The 25076-nt window shown below is 37.7% G+C and carries 27 protein-coding genes; all 27 read left to right on the top strand.

Going from position 1 to position 25076, the window contains the following annotated elements; genetic code table 11:
• Positions 1-95 precede the first annotated feature (95 nt).
• Positions 96-977 carry a ribosome small subunit-dependent GTPase A gene (gene rsgA / locus ACFSUL_RS19235; protein ID WP_377937571.1) on the top strand — a complete coding sequence of 294 codons (882 nt, stop codon included), beginning with the start codon at positions 96-98 and terminating at the stop codon, positions 975-977.
• Position 978: 1 nt separating this feature from the next.
• Positions 979-1632, top strand: coding sequence for a ribulose-phosphate 3-epimerase (gene rpe / locus ACFSUL_RS19230; RefSeq protein WP_377937569.1), 654 nt, complete (start codon positions 979-981; stop codon positions 1630-1632).
• 229 nt (positions 1633-1861) lie between these two features.
• Positions 1862-2509: a thiamine diphosphokinase gene (locus ACFSUL_RS19225; RefSeq protein WP_377937566.1), complete on the top strand. Its 648-nt coding sequence runs from the start codon at positions 1862-1864 to the stop codon at positions 2507-2509.
• A 111-nt stretch (positions 2510-2620) separates the two neighbouring features.
• Positions 2621-2701, top strand: coding sequence for a stage V sporulation protein SpoVM (spoVM, locus tag ACFSUL_RS19220; RefSeq protein WP_071412867.1), 81 nt, complete (start codon positions 2621-2623; stop codon positions 2699-2701).
• 305 nt (positions 2702-3006) lie between these two features.
• Positions 3007-3195, top strand: a complete 189-nt coding sequence (gene rpmB / locus ACFSUL_RS19215; protein WP_071412866.1) for a 50S ribosomal protein L28 — start codon at positions 3007-3009, stop codon at positions 3193-3195.
• Positions 3196-3871: 676 nt separating this feature from the next.
• The gene (locus tag ACFSUL_RS19210; RefSeq protein ID WP_071412865.1) at positions 3872-4234 is read left to right on the top strand and encodes an Asp23/Gls24 family envelope stress response protein; all 363 of its coding nucleotides are present in this window, start codon (positions 3872-3874) and stop codon (positions 4232-4234) included.
• Positions 4235-4249: 15 nt separating this feature from the next.
• Complete coding sequence (locus ACFSUL_RS19205; RefSeq protein ID WP_377937564.1) at positions 4250-5923, top strand: DAK2 domain-containing protein; 1674 nt, start codon at positions 4250-4252, stop codon at positions 5921-5923.
• Between the two features lie 261 nt (positions 5924-6184).
• Positions 6185-6847: an L-serine ammonia-lyase, iron-sulfur-dependent subunit beta gene (gene sdaAB / locus ACFSUL_RS19200; RefSeq protein ID WP_377937562.1), complete on the top strand. Its 663-nt coding sequence runs from the start codon at positions 6185-6187 to the stop codon at positions 6845-6847.
• Between the two features lie 114 nt (positions 6848-6961).
• Positions 6962-7852, top strand: coding sequence for an L-serine ammonia-lyase, iron-sulfur-dependent, subunit alpha (sdaAA, locus tag ACFSUL_RS19195; RefSeq protein WP_377937559.1), 891 nt, complete (start codon positions 6962-6964; stop codon positions 7850-7852).
• 10 nt (positions 7853-7862) lie between these two features.
• The gene (recG, locus tag ACFSUL_RS19190; protein WP_377937784.1) at positions 7863-9893 is read left to right on the top strand and encodes an ATP-dependent DNA helicase RecG; all 2031 of its coding nucleotides are present in this window, start codon (positions 7863-7865) and stop codon (positions 9891-9893) included.
• A 93-nt stretch (positions 9894-9986) separates the two neighbouring features.
• Positions 9987-10571 (top strand): transcription factor FapR, encoded by a 585-nt coding sequence (gene fapR / locus ACFSUL_RS19185; protein WP_377937557.1) that lies wholly within the window; start codon positions 9987-9989, stop codon positions 10569-10571.
• On the top strand, positions 10568-11545 hold the full coding sequence (gene plsX, locus ACFSUL_RS19180; protein ID WP_377937555.1) for a phosphate acyltransferase PlsX: 978 nt from the start codon (positions 10568-10570) through the stop codon (positions 11543-11545). The genes fapR and plsX overlap by 4 nt, the downstream gene beginning before the upstream one ends.
• Positions 11546-11628: 83 nt before the next feature.
• Positions 11629-12582 (top strand): ACP S-malonyltransferase, encoded by a 954-nt coding sequence (gene fabD / locus ACFSUL_RS19175; RefSeq protein WP_377937553.1) that lies wholly within the window; start codon positions 11629-11631, stop codon positions 12580-12582.
• Positions 12582-13325, top strand: coding sequence for a 3-oxoacyl-[acyl-carrier-protein] reductase (fabG, locus tag ACFSUL_RS19170; protein WP_377937550.1), 744 nt, complete (start codon positions 12582-12584; stop codon positions 13323-13325). The genes fabD and fabG overlap by 1 nt, the downstream gene beginning before the upstream one ends.
• Before the next feature lie 108 nt (positions 13326-13433).
• Positions 13434-13667: an acyl carrier protein gene (gene acpP, locus ACFSUL_RS19165; protein WP_071412857.1), complete on the top strand. Its 234-nt coding sequence runs from the start codon at positions 13434-13436 to the stop codon at positions 13665-13667.
• A gap of 244 nt (positions 13668-13911) precedes the next feature.
• Positions 13912-14661 (top strand): ribonuclease III, encoded by a 750-nt coding sequence (rnc, locus tag ACFSUL_RS19160; RefSeq protein WP_377937548.1) that lies wholly within the window; start codon positions 13912-13914, stop codon positions 14659-14661.
• A gap of 11 nt (positions 14662-14672) precedes the next feature.
• Positions 14673-18239 carry a chromosome segregation protein SMC gene (gene smc, locus ACFSUL_RS19155; protein ID WP_377937545.1) on the top strand — a complete coding sequence of 1189 codons (3567 nt, stop codon included), beginning with the start codon at positions 14673-14675 and terminating at the stop codon, positions 18237-18239.
• Positions 18240-18366: 127 nt separating this feature from the next.
• Positions 18367-19353 carry a signal recognition particle-docking protein FtsY gene (ftsY, locus tag ACFSUL_RS19150; RefSeq protein ID WP_377937543.1) on the top strand — a complete coding sequence of 329 codons (987 nt, stop codon included), beginning with the start codon at positions 18367-18369 and terminating at the stop codon, positions 19351-19353.
• A gap of 173 nt (positions 19354-19526) precedes the next feature.
• On the top strand, positions 19527-19859 hold the full coding sequence (locus ACFSUL_RS19145) for a putative DNA-binding protein (protein ID WP_377937541.1): 333 nt from the start codon (positions 19527-19529) through the stop codon (positions 19857-19859).
• A 12-nt stretch (positions 19860-19871) separates the two neighbouring features.
• Positions 19872-21215 carry a signal recognition particle protein gene (gene ffh, locus ACFSUL_RS19140; RefSeq protein WP_377937539.1) on the top strand — a complete coding sequence of 448 codons (1344 nt, stop codon included), beginning with the start codon at positions 19872-19874 and terminating at the stop codon, positions 21213-21215.
• Positions 21216-21330: 115 nt separating this feature from the next.
• Positions 21331-21603: a 30S ribosomal protein S16 gene (gene rpsP / locus ACFSUL_RS19135; protein WP_071412851.1), complete on the top strand. Its 273-nt coding sequence runs from the start codon at positions 21331-21333 to the stop codon at positions 21601-21603.
• Between the two features lie 12 nt (positions 21604-21615).
• A complete protein-coding gene (locus ACFSUL_RS19130; protein WP_377937536.1) occupies positions 21616-21849 on the top strand; it encodes a KH domain-containing protein in 234 nt (77 codons plus the stop codon).
• 190 nt (positions 21850-22039) lie between these two features.
• Entirely contained in the window at positions 22040-22426 is a 387-nt protein-coding gene (locus tag ACFSUL_RS19125) for a YlqD family protein (protein ID WP_377937534.1), read from the top strand.
• 18 nt (positions 22427-22444) lie between these two features.
• Positions 22445-22960, top strand: a complete 516-nt coding sequence (gene rimM / locus ACFSUL_RS19120) for a ribosome maturation factor RimM (RefSeq protein WP_377937532.1) — start codon at positions 22445-22447, stop codon at positions 22958-22960.
• A gap of 2 nt (positions 22961-22962) precedes the next feature.
• Positions 22963-23694 (top strand): tRNA (guanosine(37)-N1)-methyltransferase TrmD, encoded by a 732-nt coding sequence (gene trmD, locus ACFSUL_RS19115; protein ID WP_377937782.1) that lies wholly within the window; start codon positions 22963-22965, stop codon positions 23692-23694.
• Between the two features lie 139 nt (positions 23695-23833).
• Positions 23834-24178, top strand: a complete 345-nt coding sequence (gene rplS / locus ACFSUL_RS19110) for a 50S ribosomal protein L19 (RefSeq protein WP_071412846.1) — start codon at positions 23834-23836, stop codon at positions 24176-24178.
• Between the two features lie 345 nt (positions 24179-24523).
• A complete protein-coding gene (lepB, locus tag ACFSUL_RS19105; RefSeq protein WP_071412845.1) occupies positions 24524-25075 on the top strand; it encodes a signal peptidase I in 552 nt (183 codons plus the stop codon).
• The last annotated feature ends 1 nt before the right edge of the window (position 25076 follow it).

Here is a 25076-nt window from a genome sequence, read left to right as displayed (position 1 = left end):
CTAAAGGCATTTATTGGTTAACCCATGTAACCTCAATAGACTTTTCCTTAACAAGGAATAAGGGGAATATACAGTTAAAAATAAGGAGGCCTCGAATGGCAGAAGGGAAAATTATAAAAGCCCTTAGCGGTTTTTATTACGTTCTTTCAGATAATGATATTACACAATGTCGTGGAAGAGGAGTGTTTAGGAAAAATAAAGTCACGCCTCTTGTTGGTGATTACGTCGAATTTCAAGCAGAAAATGATACAGAGGGTTACTTGCTAAAAGTGTTTGAAAGAAAAAATGAATTGGTGCGACCACCTATTGCGAATGTTGACCAAGCTATATTAATCTTTTCTGCAAGCGAACCCAATTTCAGTCCAGGTCTATTAGACCGTTTTTTAGTATTAGTTGAGAGTGAAAACATAGAGCCTGTGATTTGTATTACGAAAATTGATTTGTTAACAGAAAAAGAACAATCAGATATAGAGAATTATGTAAGAGATTATAAATCATTCGGTTATGAGGTAATTTTGACATCATCAAAAACAGAACAAGGTTTAAAAGAGCTAGCACCCTTTCTAAAAGATAAAATTTCTGTCTTTGCCGGGCAATCAGGTGTTGGAAAATCTTCTTTGCTTAATGCGTTGAGACCTGAACTGGAATTGAAAACAGCTGATATCTCTGCGCATTTAGGAAGAGGGAAGCATACTACACGTCATGTGGAATTAATCGAGATTGACGGGGGGCTTGTTGCGGATACACCGGGTTTTAGTTCGTTGGAGTTTTCAGAACTTGATGTAGAAAATCTCCCCAATTGTTTCCCTGAAATGGTTGAAGTGTCAGATTCTTGTAAGTTTAGAGGATGTCTTCATATAAATGAACCTAAATGTGCGGTGAAAACGGGAGTGGAAAGCGGGACAATTCCATCTTATCGCTACGACCATTACCTAACATTTCATAAAGAAATTAAAGAAAGAAAGCCGAGGTATTAAAATGAAAATAGCACCTTCCATTTTATCTGCCAATTTTTCAAAATTAGCTAGTGAGATTAAGGATGTAGAGAATGGAGGAGCGGACTACATACACATCGATGTGATGGATGGTCATTTTGTTCCAAATATTACAATGGGACCAATGGTAGTTGAATCAATTCGTCCGCTTACTTCTATGCCTTTAGATGTACACTTAATGATTGAAAATCCTGACGACTATATAGCTTCATTTGCAAATGCGGGTGCAGACTATATAACTGTTCATGTAGAAACTTGTCCACATCTTCATAGGACAATTCAATTAATTAAGGATCATAATGTAAAAGCTGGTGTTGTCCTTAATCCGGCAACCTCACCAGAAACGGTGAAACAAGTTCTTCCCGACCTTGATATGGTATTATTAATGACGGTTAATCCAGGGTTTGGCGGTCAGTCATTTATCGAGTCTGTCGTTCCTAAAATTGAGCAAATAAGACAGTGGGCAAATGATGTAAACCCTTCTTTGGAAATTGAAGTGGACGGTGGGATCAATCCTGAAACGGCTGTTAAATGTGCAAAGGCTGGAGCTGACGTATTTGTAGCTGGTTCAGCGATTTATAACCAACAAGACAGGAAGGCAGCTATTGAATTAATTCGAAAAGCGCTAACTGAATAGAAATAAACAAAATGCTGTCTGGTTATACAGGCAGCATTTTATCTATAAGCCACGCAAAAATTGAGCAACGATATCTTGGTTTATTTGTTTTATGGAGTCAAACTAAGAGGAGACAAAGATCATCAAAATATTTAGTGTAGCTTAGAGTCTCTATATAAATGCATTCATTATTACAACTATAGTATTCTGCTACTATATAGACGATAAGGATAAGAATAGGTGATATGACGTGAATATACATATATTAGCTGGAGGGCCTTTGGAGTATATCCCAAAGCTTTCTGATTATTGTAATGGCAACGTAAAATGGGTTGGTGTGGATAGAGGAGTTTTCACACTAATTGAGCAAGAAATACTGCCGTACAGAGCGTTTGGTGATTTTGATTCTGTTACACCTAACGAATGGGACATTATCGAAGAAAAAGTTTCAGAAATAAATCGGTATACGCCTGAAAAGGATGAAACTGATTTAGAGCTTGCGCTAAATTGGGCGATGGAGCAAAAACCAGACTTGATACGAATCTTCGGTGCGACAGGAGGACGTTTAGATCACTTTATGGGAAACGTCCAACTGCTTATTAATGAAGAAAGACTCAATGATCGAATAAAAATAGAAATTATCGATAGTCAAAATACACTTTCTGTCGTGATGCCAGGTACCTACCCTATTGATCAAGATACTAGTAAAGACTATGTTTCGTTTGTTCCTGTCTCTAGCGTTGTAGAGAACCTTACATTGATTGGGTTTAAATATCCGTTAAAAAACCGGAATATTTTTCGAGGTACAACATTATGTATTAGTAATGAACTTATACAATCATCAGGTACTTTTTCCTTTACTAATGGCATATTAATGGTGATAAGAAGTCGAGATTGAGCTTCTAAACCCCTTAGTGTCGAGTTACGTACTTCTCAAGTTTGTTTGAATATACTGATTACGATTCGAACAAATAACCGTGTGTTTTAGATTGATGGGGAGGGACATTTAATGAGATTTTATACAATTAAATTGCCAAAATTTCTTGGTGGACTTGTTAAAGCGATGTTAGGAACTTTCAAAAAAGAGTAAGTAAACCCTTTGAAAGAGATGACAAAATGTCATCTCTATTTTTTTTACATAAGGGGACATCATTTTTTGATGCATTAAGCAGTTTAAGGTGGACTTGCTTATCATATTTTAATATATTCAGGTTCAGTGGATGAGAAAAGGCATTAGTATCTATTTTATCTGTAAAGGATTTTTTCTTGAAAGCTTGTACAGAAGTATTGCAATCTAACGGGTAGTGTGATAAATTATTAAAGTATCTTTAATGACTAATGTGAAATGTAGAACTGAAATTGACTTCAGCTTCTTTTAGTGAGGAGGGAATATATATGGCAAAGAAATGTGCAATTACAGGCCGTAAAGCTAGTGCAGGTAATGCTCGCTCTCACGCAATGAACGCAAACAAGCGTACTTGGGGTGCTAACCTACAAAAAGTTCGTATTCTTGTAGACGGTAAACCAAAGCGTGTTTGGGTATCAGCAAGAGCATTGAAATCTGGTAAAGTAGAACGCGTATAATTGGTTTAAAAAGAGACGTCCTATACAGACGTCTCTTTTTCGTTATAGTTGTTATTCTACTCCTTTGTCGCTTTTTGTTCCTAAGGCTATGTGAAGCAATTAGATAGAACTGTGATCTGCTAACAGCCCTTTTTAAAAGGGGTGTGGCAAAAACAATGTTTATAAAAAAGGTTGTTTTCGTAAAAGATGTTATTTTTTTAACGAAAAACTTAGTTTAACCTACTGAGTTGATTGAAGCATAGGGCACTTAACTCCTGCGAGAAGAGAGGAAAGGGAGAGACATCTGCAGGCGAAGCGTATGTCTAGCTCCAGCAATTTGGGCGAGCGGCTTCCGCTTTTCTAGTTCCAATTCCTCCCCGGGGGGTCTAGTGCCTGTAGCGGAAATCAACGAGCAGAATTTATAAGTGAAAATAACAATCTATGAGAAAAGAGCCATAGAGAAGAAAGTGTTTTATCATTTACTTCATTGAAAAATTCATCAACAAGTGGGAAAAAGAATCTCGATGTTAGTATGACGAAAGTTCTATTTAGGACAAACTAAAAACAAATGGTATCATTAATGTTAGCCAGTGTTTCGCTACCGTATATCTTCTGATAGCGGTTTAGCTTTCAAAAACCTTCTAATTATAGTAAAATGTTTTTAGCCAAGCATGTATTTAAAGGGGGAAAAGGTTACATGTCCATCGAATTAAAAAATGAGTACGGACAAATCGATATAACAAATGATGTTATTGCAATGATTGCTGGTGGTGCAGCAGTAGATTGTTACGGAATTGTTGGGATGGCATCAAAAAATCAAATTAAAGACGGTTTAACGGATATTTTACGGAAAGAAAATTTCACTCGAGGCGTTATTGTTCGTCAAGAGGAAGAGGAAGTACATATTGACATGTATATTATGGTGAGCTATGGTACAAAAATTTCTGAGATTGCTCATAATGTACAATCCAAGGTTAAATATACCCTTGATAAAACCGTCGGCTTGGCGGTCGATTCAGTAAATATTTTTGTACAAGGTGTTCGAGTAACGAACCCATAGTGAGGAGGAAGATTTGTGTCGATTACATCTTTGGAAGGAAAACGTTTTGCACAAATGGTTATCCAAGGCGCCAACTATCTTTCAGCAAATGCAAAGCTAGTTGATGCATTAAACGTTTTTCCTGTTCCTGATGGTGATACTGGAACAAATATGAATTTATCTATGACTTCTGGTGCGAAGGAAGTTCAAAATAATGTGCAAGACCATATAGGGAAAGTAGCTGGGGCTTTATCAAAAGGTTTGTTAATGGGAGCACGCGGAAATTCAGGTGTTATTTTGTCTCAACTTTTCCGTGGGTTTGGTAAAGCAATTGAGCAAAAAAGCACTTTGACTAGCGTGGACTTTGCAAATGGATTGCAAGCAGGTGTGGAAACAGCATATAAAGCTGTTATGAAGCCTGTTGAAGGTACAATTTTAACTGTTGCAAAAGATGCTGCCAAAAAAGCTGTATCTGTTGCTAAACAAGAGAATGATATTGTAAAGGTAATGGAAGCAATCGTAAATGAAGCAAATGTTTCTCTAAACAGAACTCCCGATCTTTTACCTGTGTTGAAGGAAGTCGGGGTTGTTGATAGTGGAGGACAAGGCTTGTTGTTTGTTTATGAGGGCTTTTTGGCCGAGCTAAAAGGAGAAAAGGTTAGTACTCCTTCTTCTATGCCTTCAATGGACCATCTTGTTAGTGCGGAGCATCATAAAAATGTTCAAGGGTTCATGAATACTGAAGAAATTAAATTTGGCTATTGTACAGAGTTTATGGTGAAATTTGAAAAGGAAAAACAGCCTTTTTCTGAAGAGAATTTCCGTCAAGATTTAAGTAACTATGGAGACTCTCTTCTTGTTATTAGTGATGACGAGATAGCAAAAGTACATATACATTCAGAAACACCCGGTGATGTATTGTCTTATGGACAAAAATATGGAAGTCTTATTAATATGAAGATTGAAAATATGAGACAGCAACATAGTAATATTGTTGGTGAATCACCTGTTTCTGCACTGAAAGAAGAGGTAAAGCCGAAATCAGCTGAACCATTGGAGTTTGGGATTGTAACGGTGTCAATGGGAGAAGGTATAGCTGACTTGTTTAGAAGTATCGGTGCAACGCATGTTATCGAGGGTGGACAGACGATGAATCCTAGTACAGAGGATATCGTAAAAGCGGCTCAAAGTCTCAACGCTAAAAAAGTTATTATTATGCCAAATAATAAAAACATTATTATGGCTGCAGAACAAGCTGCAGAAATATTAGAGGAGGAAGTAGCTGTTGTCCCTACGAAAACAGTTCCTCAAGGAATGGCTGCACTACTTGCATTCAATCCAACGACATCATTAGAAGATAATAAACTAAATATGTCTGAAGCACTGAAGGAAGTCAAAACAGGACAGGTTACTTATGCTGTACGAGACACTAATATTGATGGTTTATCAATTGCAAAAGATGACTTTATGGGAATCGCTGAGGGAAAAATTGTCGTAACAAACACAGATCGCCTTGAAACAGCGAAAGAACTATTGTCTACTATGTTTGATGATGACTCAGAAATATTGACAATACTCTATGGTGAAGATGCTTCAGAGGGTGATGTGGAATCTTTACAGCAGTATGTAGAGGAAAATTATGAGGATGTAGAAGTAGAAGTGCATAACGGAAAGCAGCCTCTCTACTCCTTTATTTTTTCAATTGAATAATACTTAATGGTCGTTAGGGAAAGTATTTCTTTTTAACTAACAGTGTTAAAATCTGGCTTTTGCAGGTAGTACTTATCCAGTTTATTATTATAAAAGGGGATTATACCTAGTAAAGCTGCTTTTAAAGGGGGCAACTCGCTAGACGGGTTAGTCCCCTTATGTTATTTTTTGTATGGTGCTAAAAAAGATAAAACAAGCTTATTTCTGATATAGTAAAAACAGCAAGAAATAGGTGTAAATACAGATAAAGGGGGACTTATTTTGAAGTATAAAAGTGTATTCGATATAATTGGACCTGTAATGATAGGACCTTCTAGTTCGCATACTGCTGGCGCTGCAAGAATTGGAAGAGTTGCTAGAAACCTTTTTGGAAGAGAGCCGAAATGGACAACTATTTCTTTTTATGGATCATTTGCGAAAACATATAAAGGGCATGGAACAGACGTTGCTATCGTAGGTGGAATACTTGACTTTGATACGTTTGACGAACGAATCAAGAATTCTATTGATCTAGCTAAGAAGAAAGGAATTAAAGTTCGTTTTATTGAAGAGGAAGCCATTACCGATCATCCTAATACAGCCCGGGTTCGGATGGGAGATGATGATGGTGAAATGGAACTAGTTGGTATTTCTATTGGTGGAGGAAAGATTGAAATTATCGAATTGAATGGCTTTGAATTAAAATTATCTGGACATCATCCGGCTATACTTGTTGTGCATGATGACAGATTTGGTGCCATTGCTGCCGTTGCTAATATTCTTACCAAACACGAAATAAACATTGGCCATATGGACGTATCGCGAAAGGAAAAAGGGAAAATGGCTCTTATGACGATTGAAGTAGACCAAAATATTGATGAAGCGGTAATGAAGGAATTAATGTCTTTACCACAAATTACTCAAGTAACTCGTATAGTAGATTAAATTTCATGAAATAGAATGGTAGCGTTTACATTCCGGTATTATAATAGATTTTTTAGGATTGGATAATACGAAGGGTTCCTTTATACTTCGTATTAGATAGAAGGAGGGAACATTTTGTTTAGAAATGTTGCAGAATTAGTTGAACTAGCGGAAAGTAAAAATAAAAAAATATCAGACATTATGATAGAGCAAGAAATAGAGTTTACAGGAAAAACGTATGAAGAAGTATATGAACAAATGGAAAAAAACCTTGTGGTGATGGAAGAGGCTGTTGAAAAAGGGTTAAAAGGTGTTAAATCCCATTCTGGGTTAACCGGGGGCGACGCCGTTCTTTTACAAAAATATATTGAAAAGGGCAAGTTCTTATCTGGTGAGATACTTCTTGATGCTGTCAGCAAAGCAGTTGCTACAAATGAGGTGAATGCAGCAATGGGAACTATCTGTGCAACACCTACTGCTGGCTCTGCGGGTGTGGTACCAGGGACATTATTTGCTGTGAAAAACAAATTAGACCCTTCAAGAGATGAGATGATTCGTTTTCTATTTACATCTGGTGCATTTGGTTTTGTTGTAGCAAATAATGCATCCATTTCAGGAGCGGCAGGTGGATGCCAGGCAGAAGTAGGCTCTGCAAGTGGGATGGCAGCAGCAGCGATTGTTGAGATGGCTGGAGGAACACCTAGTCAATGTGCAGAAGCGATGGCGATTACATTAAAAAATATGCTCGGGCTAGTTTGTGATCCTGTTGCGGGGTTAGTGGAAGTTCCGTGTGTAAAAAGAAATGCAATGGGAGCTGCAAATGCAATGGTTGCTGCTGATATGGCATTGGCAGGAATTACAAGTAGAATCCCATGTGACGAGGTAATTGATGCCATGTTTAAAATCGGACAAACAATGCCTGTAGCATTAAGAGAAACTGCACAAGGAGGGTTAGCGGCAACTCCGACAGGAAGAGAACTGGAAGCTAAAATCTTCGGAGTTTCCCTGAATAAACGTGAAAACTGATAATATTTCTATGGATGTCCAAAACATAAAGGGGATTGGAGAAGAAACGGCAGTACAGTTAAATGAGATGGGTATTTCAACTGTTTTGGATTTGATGGAGTATCTTCCGTACCGCTATGATGATAACCGCCTCAAAGATTTAGAAGAAGTAAAACATGATGAAAGAGTCACAGTAGAAGGGAAAGTTCATTCAGAGCCTGCTCTCATGTTTTATGGCAGGAAAAAATCACGCCTTACGTTGCGATTATTAGTGGGAAGAAATCTTATTCAAGTAACTTTCTTCAATCAACCTTACTTGAAGAAAAAAATAAATATTCACGATACAATTACGGTTGCGGGGAAATGGGATAAAAATCGACAAACCATCACTGCCCAAAAATATTCAGTAGGTCCTCAAACGAAAAAAGGTGATTTCGAACCTGTCTACTCAGTGAAAGGGTCTATGACAGTAAATACTTTACGAAAATTTATAAAAAAAGCTTTTGAAGAGTACGGTGATTTCGAACAAGAAAACTTGCCTTCTTTTTTGAAGGAAAAGTATAAACTGGCAGATCGACAAAAAGCACTGTATCATCTTCATTTTCCAGAGTCTACAGAGGATATGAAGCAGGCGAGAAGAAGGTTTGTTTATGAAGAGTTTCTGCTATTTCAGTTGAAGATGCAAATGCTTCGGAAAATAGAAAGAGAGCATTCTAAAGGGATACAGCAAAACTATGATTTAATGAAAGTAAAACAATTTATCGGAACGTTACCGTTTCCGTTAACCAATGCACAAAAGCGGGTTGTGAATGAAATCTCCGCTGACATGAAATCTCCGTACAGGATGAATCGGCTCCTTCAAGGAGACGTTGGCTCTGGTAAAACAGTTGTTGCAGCGATTTCCCTTTATTCTAGTGTAACTGCTGGATATCAAGGTGCGCTAATGGTGCCGACGGAGATTCTTGCAGAACAGCATGCAAACTCGCTTAGTGAATTATTGGAACCGGCTGGTTTAACGGTCGCTCTTTTGACAAGCTCTGTTAAAGGGAAAAGACGCAAACTCCTTTTAGAAAAGTTGAAGCAAGGGAAAATCGATATTTTAATTGGAACGCATGCACTCATTCAAGATGATGTTCAATTTGAACGACTTGGGCTCGTAATAACGGATGAACAACATAGATTTGGTGTTGAGCAGAGACGGGTGCTAAGAGAAAAGGGTGAGAGTCCGGATGTATTATTTATGACTGCCACTCCTATACCACGTACATTGGCAATAACGGTATTTGGTGAGATGGATGTGTCCATTATTGATGAGATGCCGGCCGGAAGAAAAACAATCGAAACCTATTGGGCAAAAGCAGATATGCTACCAAGGGTTCTTTCCTTTATGGAAAAGGAATTAGCGAACGGTAGACAAGCCTATGTTATTTGTCCGTTAATTGAAGAGTCAGATAAACTCGATGTTCAAAATGCGATTGATGTTCATACACAACTAGTGCATCATTTTGGAGAACGTTTTCATGTTGGTCTTATGCACGGAAGGTTGCATCCAGATGAAAAGGACGAAGTGATGAGAGAGTTTAGTGATAATGCTCTTCAAGTGTTAGTGTCTACTACTGTTGTGGAAGTAGGGGTAAACGTCCCTAATGCAACATTCATGTTAATTTATGATGCGGAACGATTTGGATTATCGCAATTACATCAGCTAAGAGGACGAGTCGGACGTGGAAGTGAACAGTCTTACTGTATCCTGCTAGCAGAGCCGAGAACAGATATAGGTAAAGAAAGAATGAAGATTATGACAGAAACAAATGATGGTTTTGTTTTAAGTGAAAAGGATTTGGAACTAAGAGGTCCTGGTGACTTCTTCGGTAAAAAACAAAGTGGTCTTCCTGAATTTAAAGTGGCTGATATGGTTCATGATTATCGTGCACTCGAAACGGCAAGAGCGGATGCCCAGAAACTAGTAGAATCTACATCATTTTGGGAAGAGGAAGATTTTGCTCATTTAAGAGCATACCTACAGGCAACAGGAGTGTTAAAAGGGGAGAAACTTGATTAGCTAGCAGATTGTAAGATTCGTCTTGCAATCTGCTTTTTTTAATTATATACTACTATTAGTACCTAGTACTAATACTGGACGGTGTTGTGATGTATGAGACCATCGAAAAAGGAACGGCAACAGAAATTAGTAGAAACAATTAAAGGAACCCCATTTATTACAGATGATGAGTTAGCGGAACGATTTGGCGTTAGTGTCCAAACAATTAGGTTGGATAGAATGGAATTGTCTATCCCTGAACTAAGAGAACGTATAAAAAATGTTGCAGAAAAAAGGTTAGATGATGAAGTAAAGTCACTTCCTATTGAGGAAATTATCGGTGAAATAATAGATATTGAATTAGATAAAAGTGCTATTTCTATTTTTGACGTAAAGGCAGAGCATGTTTTTCAGCGAAATAGAATAGCTAGAGGACATCATTTATTTGCACAAGCGAACTCCTTAGCTGTAGCTGTCATTAATGATGAACTTGCACTTACAGCAAAATCGACGATTCGCTTTAATCGACCGGTTAAGGAAGGAGAGCGAGTAGTAGCAAAGGCAAAAGTGATGCATATTAAAGAGGATAATGATAGAACAATGGTAGAAGTAAAGAGTTATGTCGGTCGGGAACATGTATTTACTGGTGAATTTGACATGTATCGCTCGAAAAATGCAGCAAAGGATGAAGTAGAATGAAATTAGCTGTCGATGCTATGGGCGGAGATCATGCTCCAAAAGAGATAGTCCTTGGAGTAGATAAAGCGTTAAAGGAATTTCAAGATATTGAAATCCTTTTATATGGGGATGAAGCTGAAATTAGCAAATACATCACCCCTAGGGAACGGTTAAATATAATACATACAGATGAAATGATAACAGGTACAGATGAGCCGGTTAGGGCAGTGAGAAGAAAAAAGAATGCCTCCATGGTATTAATGGCTCAATCAGTGGCGGATGGTAAGGCAGATGCTTGCATATCTGCGGGTAATACTGGCGCACTAATGACTGCAAGTCTTTTTATTGTCGGTAGAATTGAAGGGATTGAGCGTCCGGCATTAGCGCCGACTCTCCCAACACTTGATGGTAAAGGATTTCTTATGCTCGACATGGGAGCTAATGTTGATGCAAAGTCAGAACACTTAGTTCAATATGCAATAATGGGAAGTATCTATGCTGAAAAAGTACGAGGAATCAAAAATCCGAAGGTCGGGCTTTTAAATATAGGATCGGAACCTAAAAAAGGAAATGAGCTTACTAAAAAAACATTTGGACTTTTAAGCGATACAAATATTCATTTTATAGGAAATGTTGAGTCTCGTGATTTATTAGATGGAGCTGCTGATGTAGTTGTTACGGATGGTTTTACCGGGAACATGGTATTGAAAACGATAGAAGGAACAGCACTCTCCATCTTTTCTATGCTCAAGAAAACGTTAACGTCTTCTTTTAAGACGAAAATGGCTGCCGGACTTATCAAAAATGATTTGAAAGATCTAAAAAACATGCTTGATTATTCAGAGTACGGTGGTGCGGGGCTGTTTGGCTTGAATGCACCAGTGATTAAAGCTCATGGATCATCCAATGAAAATGCACTATTTAATGCAATCCGTCAAGCTAAAACGATGGTTGAAAATGATGTATCCAACACAATAAAAAGAGCAATTAAGTGAACGCTATAAAATGCCAACATTCAAGTTGCATAATGACTACTCTTGGATAGATTAAAGTGAATAAAAGAAAGAGAGGGATAAATGTGGGGAAAGTAGCATTCGTATTTCCTGGACAAGGTTCTCAAACTGTCGGGATGGGAAAAGAATCAGCAGAACAGAATGAAACGGTACAATCGTATTTTAATCGTGCAGATGAACGATTGGGTACGGCACTTTCAAAGGTTATTTTTGAAGGGCCACAAGAAGAATTAACGCTTACAACAAACGCTCAGCCAGCACTATTGACAACAAGCTCTGCTTTTTTAGCACGGTTATTAGAAGAGGGGATTAACCCAGATTATACTGCTGGACACAGTCTTGGTGAGTATTCTGCACTTGTTGCTAGCGGAGCTGTTTCGTTTGAAGATGCTGTTTATGCGGTAAGAAAACGAGGAGAATTTATGGAAGAGGCAGTTCCTGCAGGGGAAGGAACAATGGCAGCTATTCTTGGAATGGATAGGGATGTGCTGCAAGCTATCACGGAGTCTGTTACAAATGAAGGTAATTCTGTTCAACTAGCTAACTTAAATTCTCCGGGACAGATTGTTATCTCAGGAACTGCCAAAGGTGTAGAGATAGCCTCGGGGCGTGCAAAAGAGGAAGGCGCAAAAAGGGCAATTCCCTTGCAGGTAAGTGGACCGTTTCATTCAGAACTAATGAAACCTGCAGCAAATAAATTTTTAGGTGTATTAGATGAAATCACCATTAATAACGCCTCCTCTCCAGTAATTGCGAATGTGACAGCTGCGCCTGTTACAGAAGCGGAAGAGATTAAACGATTGCTTGTCGAACAGCTGTATTCTCCAGTATTATGGGAAGATACGGTGAAAAAGTTGCTTGAGCTAGGTGTAGATACATTCGTAGAAGTTGGACCTGGTAAAGTACTTTCAGGTTTAATAAAAAAAGTAAATAGACGAGTCAATACCTTTTCTGTTCAAGACGAAGCGTCCTTAAGTGAGACAATTGCTAAACTTAAAGCTATGAAGGAGGATGCATAATGGGAATGAATGGTAAAGTTGCATTAGTTACGGGTGCTTCAAGAGGAATCGGACGAGCGATTGCACTCGACCTTGCAAAACAAGGGTGTAACGTGGTAGTAAATTATGCAGGAAGTGAAGCAAAAGCGAACGAAGTGGTGGACGAAATCAAGGCATTGGGTCGCGATGCTATTAGTATTCAATGTAACGTTGGTGATAGTGATTCTGTACAAAGTATGGTGAAAGAAACAGTATCTCATTTCGGTTCATTGGATATTCTGGTTAATAATGCTGGAATCACAAAAGATAACCTATTAATGAGAATGAAGGAAAATGAATGGGACGATGTCATTAATATTAATCTAAAAGGCGTTTTTCTTTGCACGAAGGCTGTTACGCGTCAAATGATGAAACAAAGAAGCGGCAGAATCATTAATATTTCTTCGATTGTTGGTGTAAGCGGGAACCCTGGACAAGCGAATTATGTTGCGGCAAAGTCCGGTGTTATCGGCTTGACAAAAACGACTGCTAAAGAACTTGCACCACGTGGGATAACGGTAAATGCAATCGCCCCAGGATTTATTTCAACGGATATGACAGACGAACTATCTAATGAAATAAAGAATGAAATGCTGAAACAAATTCCGTTAAATACTCTTGGCGACCCACAAGACATTGCAAAGGTAGTTGCCTTCATTGCTTCTGATGATGCACGATATATAACAGGGCAAACAATTCATGTTGATGGCGGAATGGTAATGTAGAGTTTTCTTTTAGATTATGTAAAATCGAAGCCTTTTATAAAAAAATTAAAGATTAGGATTTCATATCCTTTTATAATGCTCTATAATACTTGAGGGGAGGTGACAAAAATGGCAGAAGTAGTAGATCGTGTAACAAAGATTATTATAGATCGTCTTGGTGTTGATGAATCTCAAGTAACACTTGAAGCTTCCTTTAAAGAAGATTTAGGTGCTGACTCTCTTGATGTAGTTGAGCTTGTAATGGAGCTTGAAGATGAGTTTGACATGGAAATTTCTGACGATGATGCTGAAAAAATTGGCACAGTAGGTGATGCTGTGAACTACATAAAAGCGAACGCTTAATCGTTGGCAGTTAAAGGGGTTGGTCGCTCTATGTCCAAACACTATATATCGGCCAATTCCATTTCCATTATTTTCATCAAACTTGGCGGAGTTTTCTAATTCTGCCAAGTTTATTTGTGTTAAAAGGGCTGTCCGTAAACGACCTAGCATTAACAAATTATGATAGAACCTTTGCGAATTTCGTTTTTTTAGCATAAACTTGACTAGTGAATATAGAGAACATTTAAACAAGGTGGAGGGCCTTATGCGTAAGCAAAGTAGATCAAATGATAGAAGACAAAAATTAAAAGTAGACGAAAAATTCAAGGCGTTTCAAGTGTCGTACGGAATAACATTTCAAAATGAAAAATTGCTTAAACAAGCTTTTACACATTCATCTTATGTGAATGAGCATCGTCGTAAACCATATGAAGATAATGAGAGATTAGAGTTTTTAGGAGATGCGGTCCTAGAACTTACAGTTTCTAACTTCCTCTATAATAAATATCCTACAATGAGTGAAGGGGAATTGACAAAGCTCCGTGCAGCGATTGTCTGTGAGCCATCTCTTGTTAAGTTTTCTCATGAAATGAATTTTGGTGAATTAATTTTATTAGGAAAGGGTGAAGAAATGACAGGTGGTAGAGAACGTCCTGCGTTACTTGCAGATGTTTTCGAAGCATTTATTGGTGCACTTTACTTAGACCAAGGTCTGGATACTGTTATTTCTATACTTGAGAGAGTAGTATTTCCTAAAATAAACGTCGGTGCTTTTTCTCATGTGATGGATTACAAAAGTCAGCTTCAGGAGTTTGTCCAAAGGGATAGTATAGGTGTTCTTGAATATAGCATTCTTCAAGAACGCGGACCTGCTCATAGTAGGGAGTTTGTATCAAGAGTTTGTTTAAACGGAGAAGAACTTGGTACAGGAAATGGTCGTTCCAAAAAAGAAGCAGAACAACATGCCGCCCAAATGGCACTCGAAAAGCTAAAACATAAGATAGATGTAAATTAGGAGGAGGAAAAATGTTCCTCAAAAGACTAGATGTAATGGGGTTTAAATCTTTTGCAGAGCGAATTTCTGTGGAGTTTGTTCCAGGTGTAACAGCAGTTGTGGGGCCGAATGGAAGCGGTAAGAGTAATATTATTGATGCTGTTCGCTGGGTGCTTGGTGAACAATCAGCAAAGTCTCTCAGAGGTTCAAAGATGGAAGATGTAATATTTGCTGGTAGTGATTCAAGGAAACCGCTTAATATCGCTGAAGTTACTTTAACATTAGATAACCAAGACGGGGCGTTACCGATTGAATATAGTGAAATAAGTGTGACAAGACGGGTGTATCGTTCAGGAGATAGTGAGTACCTCCTAAATAAACAACCTTGCCGTTTAAAAGACATTATCGAGTTGTTTATTGATTCCGGGTTAGGTAAAGAGGCCTTCTCTATAATAAGCCAAGGAAAAGTAGAAGAAATTTTAAACAGCAAGCCTGAAGAGAGAAGAATTATCTTTGAAGAAGCAGCTGGTGTACTAAAGTATAAAAAACGGAAGAAAAAGGCGGAAGCAAAGCTTGACGAGACACAAGAAAATCTTAACCGAGTTAATGATATATTGCATGAGTTAGAAGGACAAGTTGAACCTTTAAAAATTCAGGCATCTATGGCAAAAGATTATTTAGAAAAAAAAGAAGAACTTGAAAAATTCGAGGTAGCATTAACTGTTCATGAAATTGAAGAATTACATAAACAGTGGGAAATATTTAGTGAAAAATTTGAATTGCACGGCAAAGAGGAAATGGAACTGTCTTCTAATATTCAAAAGCGTGAAGCGGTACTTGAACAAACGAGAGATAAAATTACTGCTCTCGATGAGTCCATCACACAGCTACAAGAAGTACTTCTTTCTACTAGTGAAGAACTTGAAAAACTAGAAGGTAGAAAACAGGTTCTTCAAGAAAGAAAGAAAAATTCCTCCACAAATAAAGCGCAGCTGCAAACAAATATAGAGGAAATTACCCTAAAAATAAAGCAACTTCAAGCGGAAAAAGAAAAGGCTCAAATTGATTTTCAAACGATAGAATCACAAGTAAAGGAATTAAAAAGTGATTTAACAAAAAAACAAAACCAATTAAAAAACTACAATGAAGATATAGAGGAATTTATTGAGTCATTAAAAGGCGATTATATTGAGGTGCTTAATCAACAAGCGTCAGCTAAAAATGAAATTCAGCTTATTGATCAACAGTTGGAGCAACAGTCATCTCGAAATGACAGACTTCATTCGGAAAATGCTAAGTACGTCACCCAACGAGCGGAACTACAAGCGGAATATAAAGAACTGACAGTTAAATTGCAAGCGATTAAAGATGATATCAATCAACAGGTTTTTGGGTATAGGGAAGAGCAAAAGAAACTTGATTCTTCGAAAACAAACTATCAAAAACAAGAAAAAAAATTATATCAAGCATATCAATACTTGCAACAGGGAAAATCAAGAAAAGAAATGCTAGAAGAAATGGAAGAGGACTATAGTGGCTTTTTCCAAGGAGTAAAAGAGGTTTTAAAAGCAAGAGGAGAAGCACTCCAAGGAATTGAAGGAGCTGTTGCAGAACTTATCCAAGTACCGAAACAATATGAAATGGCGATAGAAACTGCATTAGGTGCAGCTATGCAGCATGTTGTGGTGGAAACGGAAGAACATGGACGAAAAGCTATTTCTTATTTGAAAAGAAATCAATTTGGACGTGCAACATTTTTACCGATGAACATTATTAAAGGCAGGTATATATCTGAGAGTCAAAAGAGTATGCTACATCAGCATGAATCTTTTGTGGGTATAGGAGTCGATCTTCTTCAGTATGATGCACGATACGAACCAATTGCTGCTAATTTACTTGGAAATGTCATAATAACAAAGGATTTAAAAGGTGCTAACGAAATAGCGAAACTTGTTCAGTTTAGATACCGTCTAGTTACGTTAGATGGAGATATTGTGAATCCTGGTGGTTCGATGACTGGGGGAACAGTGAAACAGAAAAAGAATTCCCTCCTTTCAAGAAAAGGAGAACTAGAGGAATTAAAAGAGAAATTAACTGTTATGGAAAGCCAGACAAAGCAGCTTGAAACAGATGTAAAAGCATTAAAAGAGGAAGTTAGTTTCCGTGAAAGAAAGTTAGAAGAAATGCGGGTGAAAGGTGAGCATCTCCGCATAAGTGAACAAGAACTAAAGTCCAAGTTGCGAGAAAATGAACTAGCTCAAGAGAATATGGATGAACATTTGTCGTTATATGATATGGAGAAGGCAGATTTTACTTCTATTAAAGAAAAGCATACGAAAAGGAAAAAAGAACTTTCTAGTATCCTTTCGAAAAATGAAACTGAATTACAACAATTAAATGAAAAAATTGAAGAATTGACACAACAAAAAAATGACAATCGAACATCAAAAGACGTGGTAACAGGAGAAATTAGTGACCTTAAAGCGGAGCTTGCAGCGAAAAATGAGCAGCTAGTCAATAGCAGAGGTCAATTGGAACGATTAACGGCAGAGCTTGAAGAAAGTATTAAACGCCAAAGTGTTTACAAGGATGATTTAAATTGGCTTCAAAATGAATTGGAAGATAATTTTTCAGGTGAAGAACAGTTAGTAGAAGAAGCGAAAAACTGTGCTGCAGAGAAAGATAAAACGACTAAACTAATATCTGTCAGAAGAGAAGAAAGATTAAGATACCAACAGTCTATTGAAGATGAAGAGTTGGAATTAAAAGAACTAAAGAGGCAGCATAAAGGTTTGTTAGAGGCATTGAAAGATGAAGAGGTAAAAATCAATCGTTTTGATGTCGATCTTGAGAATCGTTTGAATCATTTACGAGAAGAGTATATGCTCTCTTTTGAAGCAGCAAAAGAAACTTCATCCCTTACAATTGATATTGATGAAGCTAGAAAAGGAGTAAAGCTCATTAAATTAGCTTTAGAAGAGCTTGGAACGGTTAACCTAGGTGCTATCGATGAGTATGAACGAGTATCAGAACGCTATGAATTTCTTCTTGAACAAAAGGAAGATTTGAATGAAGCCAAAGATACACTATTTCAAGTTATTAATGAAATGGATGTTGAAATGGTTAAACGTTTTGGTCAAACGTTTACAAGTATTCAACTAGAGTTTGAGCAAGTCTTTAAAGAACTATTCGGTGGCGGGCGTGCACAATTGAAACTGACTCATCCTGAAGATTTACTCAATACCGGGGTGGATATTGTAGCTCAGCCACCCGGGAAAAAACTTCAAAACCTTGGATTATTATCTGGGGGGGAAAGAGCACTAACGGCAATTGCCCTTCTTTTCTCCATATTAAAGGTTAGACCTGTTCCGTTTTGCATACTAGATGAGGTAGAAGCGGCATTAGATGAGGCAAATGTACATCGTTTTAGTCAATATTTGAAACAATTTAGTAATGACACACAGTTTATTGTCATCACACATCGTAAAGGAACAATGGAAGAAGCCCACGTTCTCTACGGTGTTACCATGCAGGAGTCTGGCGTATCAAAACTGGTTTCTGTAAGGCTGGAAGAAACGAAAAAATTCATCCCGCAATAACGGGCGGCAAGACCACACCTAAAGAGTTTGGTGAAATCCAAGAAGCATAGGCGGGTAATAACGTATCCGCCTATATGCATGCGATGGTGTCGTCGGGATGTGTAAGATTAAAAATGAGGTGTTAGACATGAGCTTTTTTAAAAAACTAAAAGATAAATTTACTCAATCTACAGATACTGTTACAGAGAAGTTTAAAGATGGTTTAAGTAAAACAAGAGATAACTTTTCTACAAAAGTGAATGACCTTGTCGCAAGGTACCGCAAAGTAGATGAAGAGTTTTTTGAAGAATTAGAAGAAATTTTAATAGGTGCGGACGTTGGCTTTGATACAGTAATGGAATTGGTTGATGAATTGAAAATGGAAGTGAAACGCCGCAATATACAGGAAACAACGGAGCTACAAAGCATTATTTCCGAAAAATTGGTGGAAATCTATCAAGGAGAAGAAGGGGCAAGTAGTGATTTAAATATACAATCAGAAGGACTTTCTGTCATTCTATTTGTTGGGGTGAACGGTGTAGGGAAAACGACTACAATTGGAAAGATGGCCCACCTGTTTAAACAAGAAGGGAAAAGTGTCGTTTTGGCTGCAGGAGACACTTTCCGCGCAGGTGCTATTGAACAATTAGAGGTTTGGGGAGAACGTGTAGGAGTACCTGTTATGAAACAAGCGGCTGGCTCAGACCCAGCAGCAGTTATGTATGATGCTATTCAGTCAGCTAAAGCGAAAAAGGCAGATATTCTAATTTGCGATACTGCAGGACGGTTACAAAACAAAGTCAATCTTATGAAAGAATTAGAGAAAGTGAAACGGGTTATTGAACGTGAGGTACCTGGTGCACCGCATGAGGTTCTGCTTGTACTAGATGCAACAACAGGACAAAATGCAATGGTACAAGCGAAAACATTCAAAGAAGCAACGAATGTAACGGGTATTGTGTTAACAAAACTTGACGGAACAGCAAAGGGTGGAATTGTGCTAGCCATTCGTAATGAATTGGATATTCCAGTTAAATATGTTGGACTTGGAGAAAAAATGGATGACCTACAGCAGTTTGACGCGGAAAAATATGTGTATGGATTATTTTCTACTCTTGTTGATGAAGAAGAATAAATCGATAGATGAAACAGCTGAGGTGAACTGCCCAGCTGTTTTCAGTTTTAGAAAATACTCATGTAAATATTAAAAAATGCCCGAAAAATCCTCTCGCAACACTTGACATTTCAGAGCGGAGTCTGTATTCTTCATATGTAAAGGTTTTTCACTTAACAAGGGGAGGGATTCCTATGCTGGAGAAAACGACCCGTATGAATTATCTCTACGATTTTTACCAATCGTTGTTAACTCCTAAGCAGAGCAGTTATATGTCCCTCTATTACTTAGACGATTTTTCTTTAGGGGAAATTGCCGAAGAGTATGATATTAGTCGTCAAGCTGTTTATGATAATATAAAACGTACCGAGGCAATGCTGGAGGAATATGAGGAAAAGCTTTTATTATTGAAAAAATTTCAAGAGCGTAAAGTGATCCTAGATCAACTTAAAGAAGGCTTTGAAAAACAGCAACTTTCTAAAAAAGATTGTTTGGAACTCATCAAAGCACTTGAAATATTGGATTAGGAGGCGGCATATATGGCATTTGAAGGATTAGCCGACCGACTGCAAGGGACTATACAAAAAATCCGCGGCAAAGGGAAAATCTCTGAAGCGGATGTAAAAGAAATGATGCGGGAAGTACGTCTTGCTCTTTTAGAAGCAGACGTTAATTTTAGAGTTGTTAAAAGTTTTATTAAAAAGGTCAGTGAACGTGCTGTCGGACAAGAAGTAATGAAAAGTTTAACACCTGGTCAACAAGTCATTAAGGTAGTTAAAGAGGAATTGACAGAGTTAATGGGTGGAGAACAAAGTCAGATTGCTGTTGCGAAAAGGCCTCCAACCGTTATTATGATGGTTGGATTGCAAGGTGCAGGTAAAACGACAACAACTGGGAAGCTTGCTAATTTGCTTCGAAAAAAGCATAATCGTAAGCCACTTTTAGTAGCTGCTGATATTTATCGTCCCGCAGCAATAAAACAGCTTGAGACATTAGGGAAACAACTAGATATGCCTGTTTTTTCGCTAGGTGATCAAGTGAGTCCTGTTGAAATTGCCAAGCAAGGTATTGAAAAAGCAAAAGAAGAGCACCATGACTATGTTTTAATTGATACAGCTGGTCGACTTCATGTAGATGAAGAATTGATGGAAGAGTTGAAAGACATCAAGGAATTATCGAATCCTGATGAAATTTTCCTTGTGGTGGATGCAATGACAGGTCAAGATGCTGTCAATGTTGCCCAAAGTTTTAATGACACTCTTGGGATTTCTGGGGTTGTCTTAACAAAATTAGACGGTGATACCCGTGGTGGTGCTGCGCTATCCATTCGTTCTGTTACGGAAAAACCTATTAAGTTTGTCGGTATGGGTGAAAAATTGGATGCACTAGAAGCGTTTCATCCTGAACGTATGGCTTCCCGAATTCTTGGGATGGGGGATGTACTATCTCTCATTGAAAAAGCCCAAACGAATGTGGATGAAGAGAAAGCAAAAGAATTAGAGCAGAAAATGCGTACAGCGTCCTTTACTTTTGATGATTTCTTAGATCAACTAGGACAGGTACGGCAAATGGGGCCACTAGACGAGCTTATTAAAATGATGCCTGGTGCAAACAAAATGAAAGGTTTAGATAACCTTAAAGTAGACGACAAGCAAATTAGTCATGTTGAGGCTATTATTCAGTCCATGACAAAGGATGAAAAAATTCACCCGGAAACAATTAATGCTGGTCGCAAAAAAAGAATTGCTAGAGGAAGCGGGACATCCATACAGGAAGTGAACCGTTTATTAAAGCAATTTGAAGAAATGAAAAAAATGATGAAACAAATGAGTAACATGCAAGGAAAAGGTAAGAAAAAAGGGTTCAAACTTCCTTTCATGTAAAAAAAAGTTCAGTTTTTCCAAAAAAAATTGAACTGTTAAGAAAAAACACTTTACAAACAAAATACACATTTGATATTATACTAACTTGTGTGAAACTATTCGGAGGTGCTTTAAAATGGCAGTAAAAATTCGCTTAAAACGTATGGGAGCAAAAAAATCTCCTTTCTATCGTATCGTAGTAGCTGATTCTCGTTCACCACGTGATGGACGTCAAATCGAAACAGTTGGAACATACAACCCAGTTGTAAAACCAGCGGAAGTTAAAATTGATGAAGAATTAGCACTTAAATGGTTACAAAATGGTGCAAAACCATCTGACACAGTTCGTAACCTTTTCTCTAAACAAGGCATTATGGAAAAATTCCACAATGCAAAAAACAGCAAGTAATTGCGGTTTAACATGAGAGATTTAATTCTTGCAATGGTAAAGCCCCTAGTTGATTATCCAGATCATGTTGAGGTTGAAACGGAAGAAGGAGCAAGTACAATTACGTACAAGCTTTCTGTTCATTCAGAAGACATGGGTAAGGTAATTGGCAAACAGGGGCGTGTTGCTAAATCGATTCGAACTGTGGTTTATGCTGCAGCAGGATCTAAACAACAGAAGAAAATCTTTTTAGAAATTGTTGAATAACTATCATTGACAGCAGTGCATTCTTTGATAGAAAACACCAGGGAGGGGTAACCTCCCTTTTTTTATAGGTTAAAAGTGTTATACATATTTGGTTCTATTTACTCCCTAATTCACATCTACAGGTTAACAGACACTTGCCGGGAGATTTATGTTTGTGAAGTGAAGGAAATAAATATAGGGGGTAGGGAGTATGAAGATTCTTCAAAATGTAGTGGTAAAGCAAATTCTTACTGAAAAAAGCAAAGAAGCTTTATTGAAACGTTATGAAGGAACAAAATTTCAGTTGCAAAAAGAATGTGATCAATTACAATTTGAATTAAAAAAACTAGAACGTGGTAAAAAGTATTCATCGCAAAAGCTAACAAGTCACTTCGAAAAAGAAGTGAATGAGCGAATGGAAAAAATTAAACTAGTAGAATTTCAACTAGAACAATTACACATATTACCTGTAGGGAGCGAGTTAAGAGATAGCGAAGTACAAGGTATGATTGATGTAGAAGTTGGTGACAATTGGGAGGAAAAAGCTTTATCACAAACAATTGTTATTGAAGATGGAATTATAAAAGAAATACGCTGAATATAAGAGGTGATGGTTGTGGCAGAATGGTTCAATGTAGGGAAAATTGTTAATACTCATGGAGTAAAGGGAGAAGTCAAGGTTATCTCAAGAACGGATTTTCCGGAAGAGAGATATGAGCCGGGAAAAACACTTTATCTTTTTCTCTCTCAACAGGAAGAACCTATTTCGTTAGTGGTTGGAAGTCACCGAAAACATAAAAACTTTGATCTTCTTACATTTGAAAACTATACAAATATTAGTGATGTGGAAAAATTTAAAGACGGAATATTAAAAGTAACAGAGGATCAGCTAACAGATTTGCGCGAAGGGGAATATTACTTTCATGAAATAGTTGGCTGCACAGTTTATACGGTGAGTGGAGAAGAACTAGGAAACATAAAAGAAATATTAACTCCAGGAGCAAATGACGTCTGGGTCATTAAGGGCAGTAAGGGGAAAGAAATTTTAATTCCTTATATTGAAGATGTCGTAAAAGAGATAAATATAGAAGAGAAGAAAATACTGATTGAACCGATGGAAGGTTTGTTATAATGCTGAAAATTGACGTACTTTCCTTATTTCCTGGAATGTTTCAAGGGGTATTCGGTGAATCAATCTTAAAAAAAGCAGCTGAGAAACAAGCCGTTACGTATAATGTTGTCAATTTTCGTGAGTATGCAGACAATAAACACGGTCAGGTAGATGACTATCCATATGGCGGCGGTGCAGGGATGGTATTAAAGCCACAGCCGATTTTTGATGCTATTGAGGCATTATCCATAGAAAAGGAAAAAAAACCACGTGTTGTCCTACTATGTCCCCAAGGTGAGCGCTATACACAAAAAAAAGCAGAACAACTAGCACAAGAGGAACATCTTATCTTTATATGTGGCCATTATGAAGGGTATGACGAACGAATCCGAGAGCATGTTATAACGGATGAGATATCCATTGGGGATTACGTATTAACCGGTGGAGAACTAGGAGCAATGGTTGTAATAGATAGTGTTGTGAGACTATTGCCTGGTGTACTTGGGAATGAAGATTCGCCTATTAAAGATTCGTTCTCCTCAGGCCTATTAGAACACCCTCACTATACTAGACCAGCTGATTTTAGAGGGATGACGGTTCCAGAAGCGTTGACATCAGGGAATCATAAGCATATTAATGAATGGAGAGAAAAGCAGAGTTTAAAAAGGACATTCGAAAGAAGGCCTGATTTACTAAAAGATTATCCACTATCTGATCAACAAAAAAAATGGTTAGAAGAGTGGAGAAAATCTTAATAAACTCTTGAAACGTTTTATTAGCTGTGATATTATAGTCTTTGTGACTTAGGAGGTTATCTCTTAGGTAGCGTGATCTGGATGTTCCGCTGCAATATATCGCTTTTGTAAGAGCATCCGTTGGAAGGAGTTGAATAAGATGCACAAATTAATCGAAGAAATTACTAAAGAACAACTTCGCTCTGATCTACCATCTTTCCGTCCTGGAGATACTGTACGTGTACACGTTAACATCGTTGAGGGTACTCGTGAACGTATTCAGGTTTTCGAAGGTGTAGTAATCAAACGTCGTGGTGGCGGTATTAGCGAAACATTTACAGTTCGTAAAATTTCTTACGGTGTTGGTGTTGAACGTACTTTCCCAGTACACACACCAAAAATCGCGAAACTAGAAGTAGTTCGTCGTGGTAAAGTACGTCGTGCGAAACTTTACTACCTACGTAACCTACGTGGTAAAGCGGCTCGTATTAAAGAAATTCGATAATTGTAACGTCAGGAAAAGGAGCTTGTTTTCAAGCTCCTTTCCTTTTTTTATTTTACTCTACTGATTGAAGTTTCACTTTATCCCGCGCTAACGGTTAGTAAGCCCCCACCCTAAGGCTTGAGGAATCGGAGAAGCATAGGTGGCGGACAAACTGTCCGTAAACGCCCGATTGGTTCAACTAACAATCAGTGGGGACCCCGCTGATTGAAGTTTCACTTTATTTACATAATTAATCAAACAGTCTTCACAAAATAATAGTTTTAGCAATTTTTAGTGTATAGCTAGAAGTTTTCTTGTAAAATAGAGTAAAGAAGTTTATGAATTTTATCAGGGTGGTGGAGAGGTTTGGCAAAAGAGAAAAAAGAATGGTGGGAATGGCTAAAAGCTTTGTTAATTGCAGTAGGACTTGCAGCCATAATCCGATATTTTTTATTTGCTCCAATCGTTGTTGACGGACTGTCGATGATGCCGACGTTACATAATGGTGACAGAATGATTGTTAATAAATTAAGTTATAGTGTGGGGAGTCCTGACCGTTTTGATATTGTTGTGTTTCATGCTCCAGAAGAAAAGGATTTTATCAAAAGGGTAATAGGGCTTCCGGGAGATAAAATTGAATACAAAAATGATACGCTTTATGTAAATGGAAAGGCGTATAAAGAACCGTATTTAGAAGAGTATAAACAACAATTAAATGATGGTCCGTTAACAGAAGATTTTACGCTCTTGGATGTAACAGGGAAAGAAACTGTACCAGAAGGTGAAATATTTGTTATGGGTGATAACCGCCGCTTTAGTAAAGATAGCAGACATATTGGTACAGTCGATATTAAGGAAGTAATTGGGGATACTAATGTCGTATACTGGCCAATTAAAGATTTAGGATTAGTCGAATAAT

It is taken from the genome of Bacillus seohaeanensis (assembly GCF_042684945.1).
Taxonomy (GTDB): Bacteria; Bacillota; Bacilli; order Bacillales; family Bacillaceae_B; genus Rossellomorea; species Rossellomorea seohaeanensis.
This window is presented reverse-complemented; position numbering and strand designations above follow the sequence as displayed.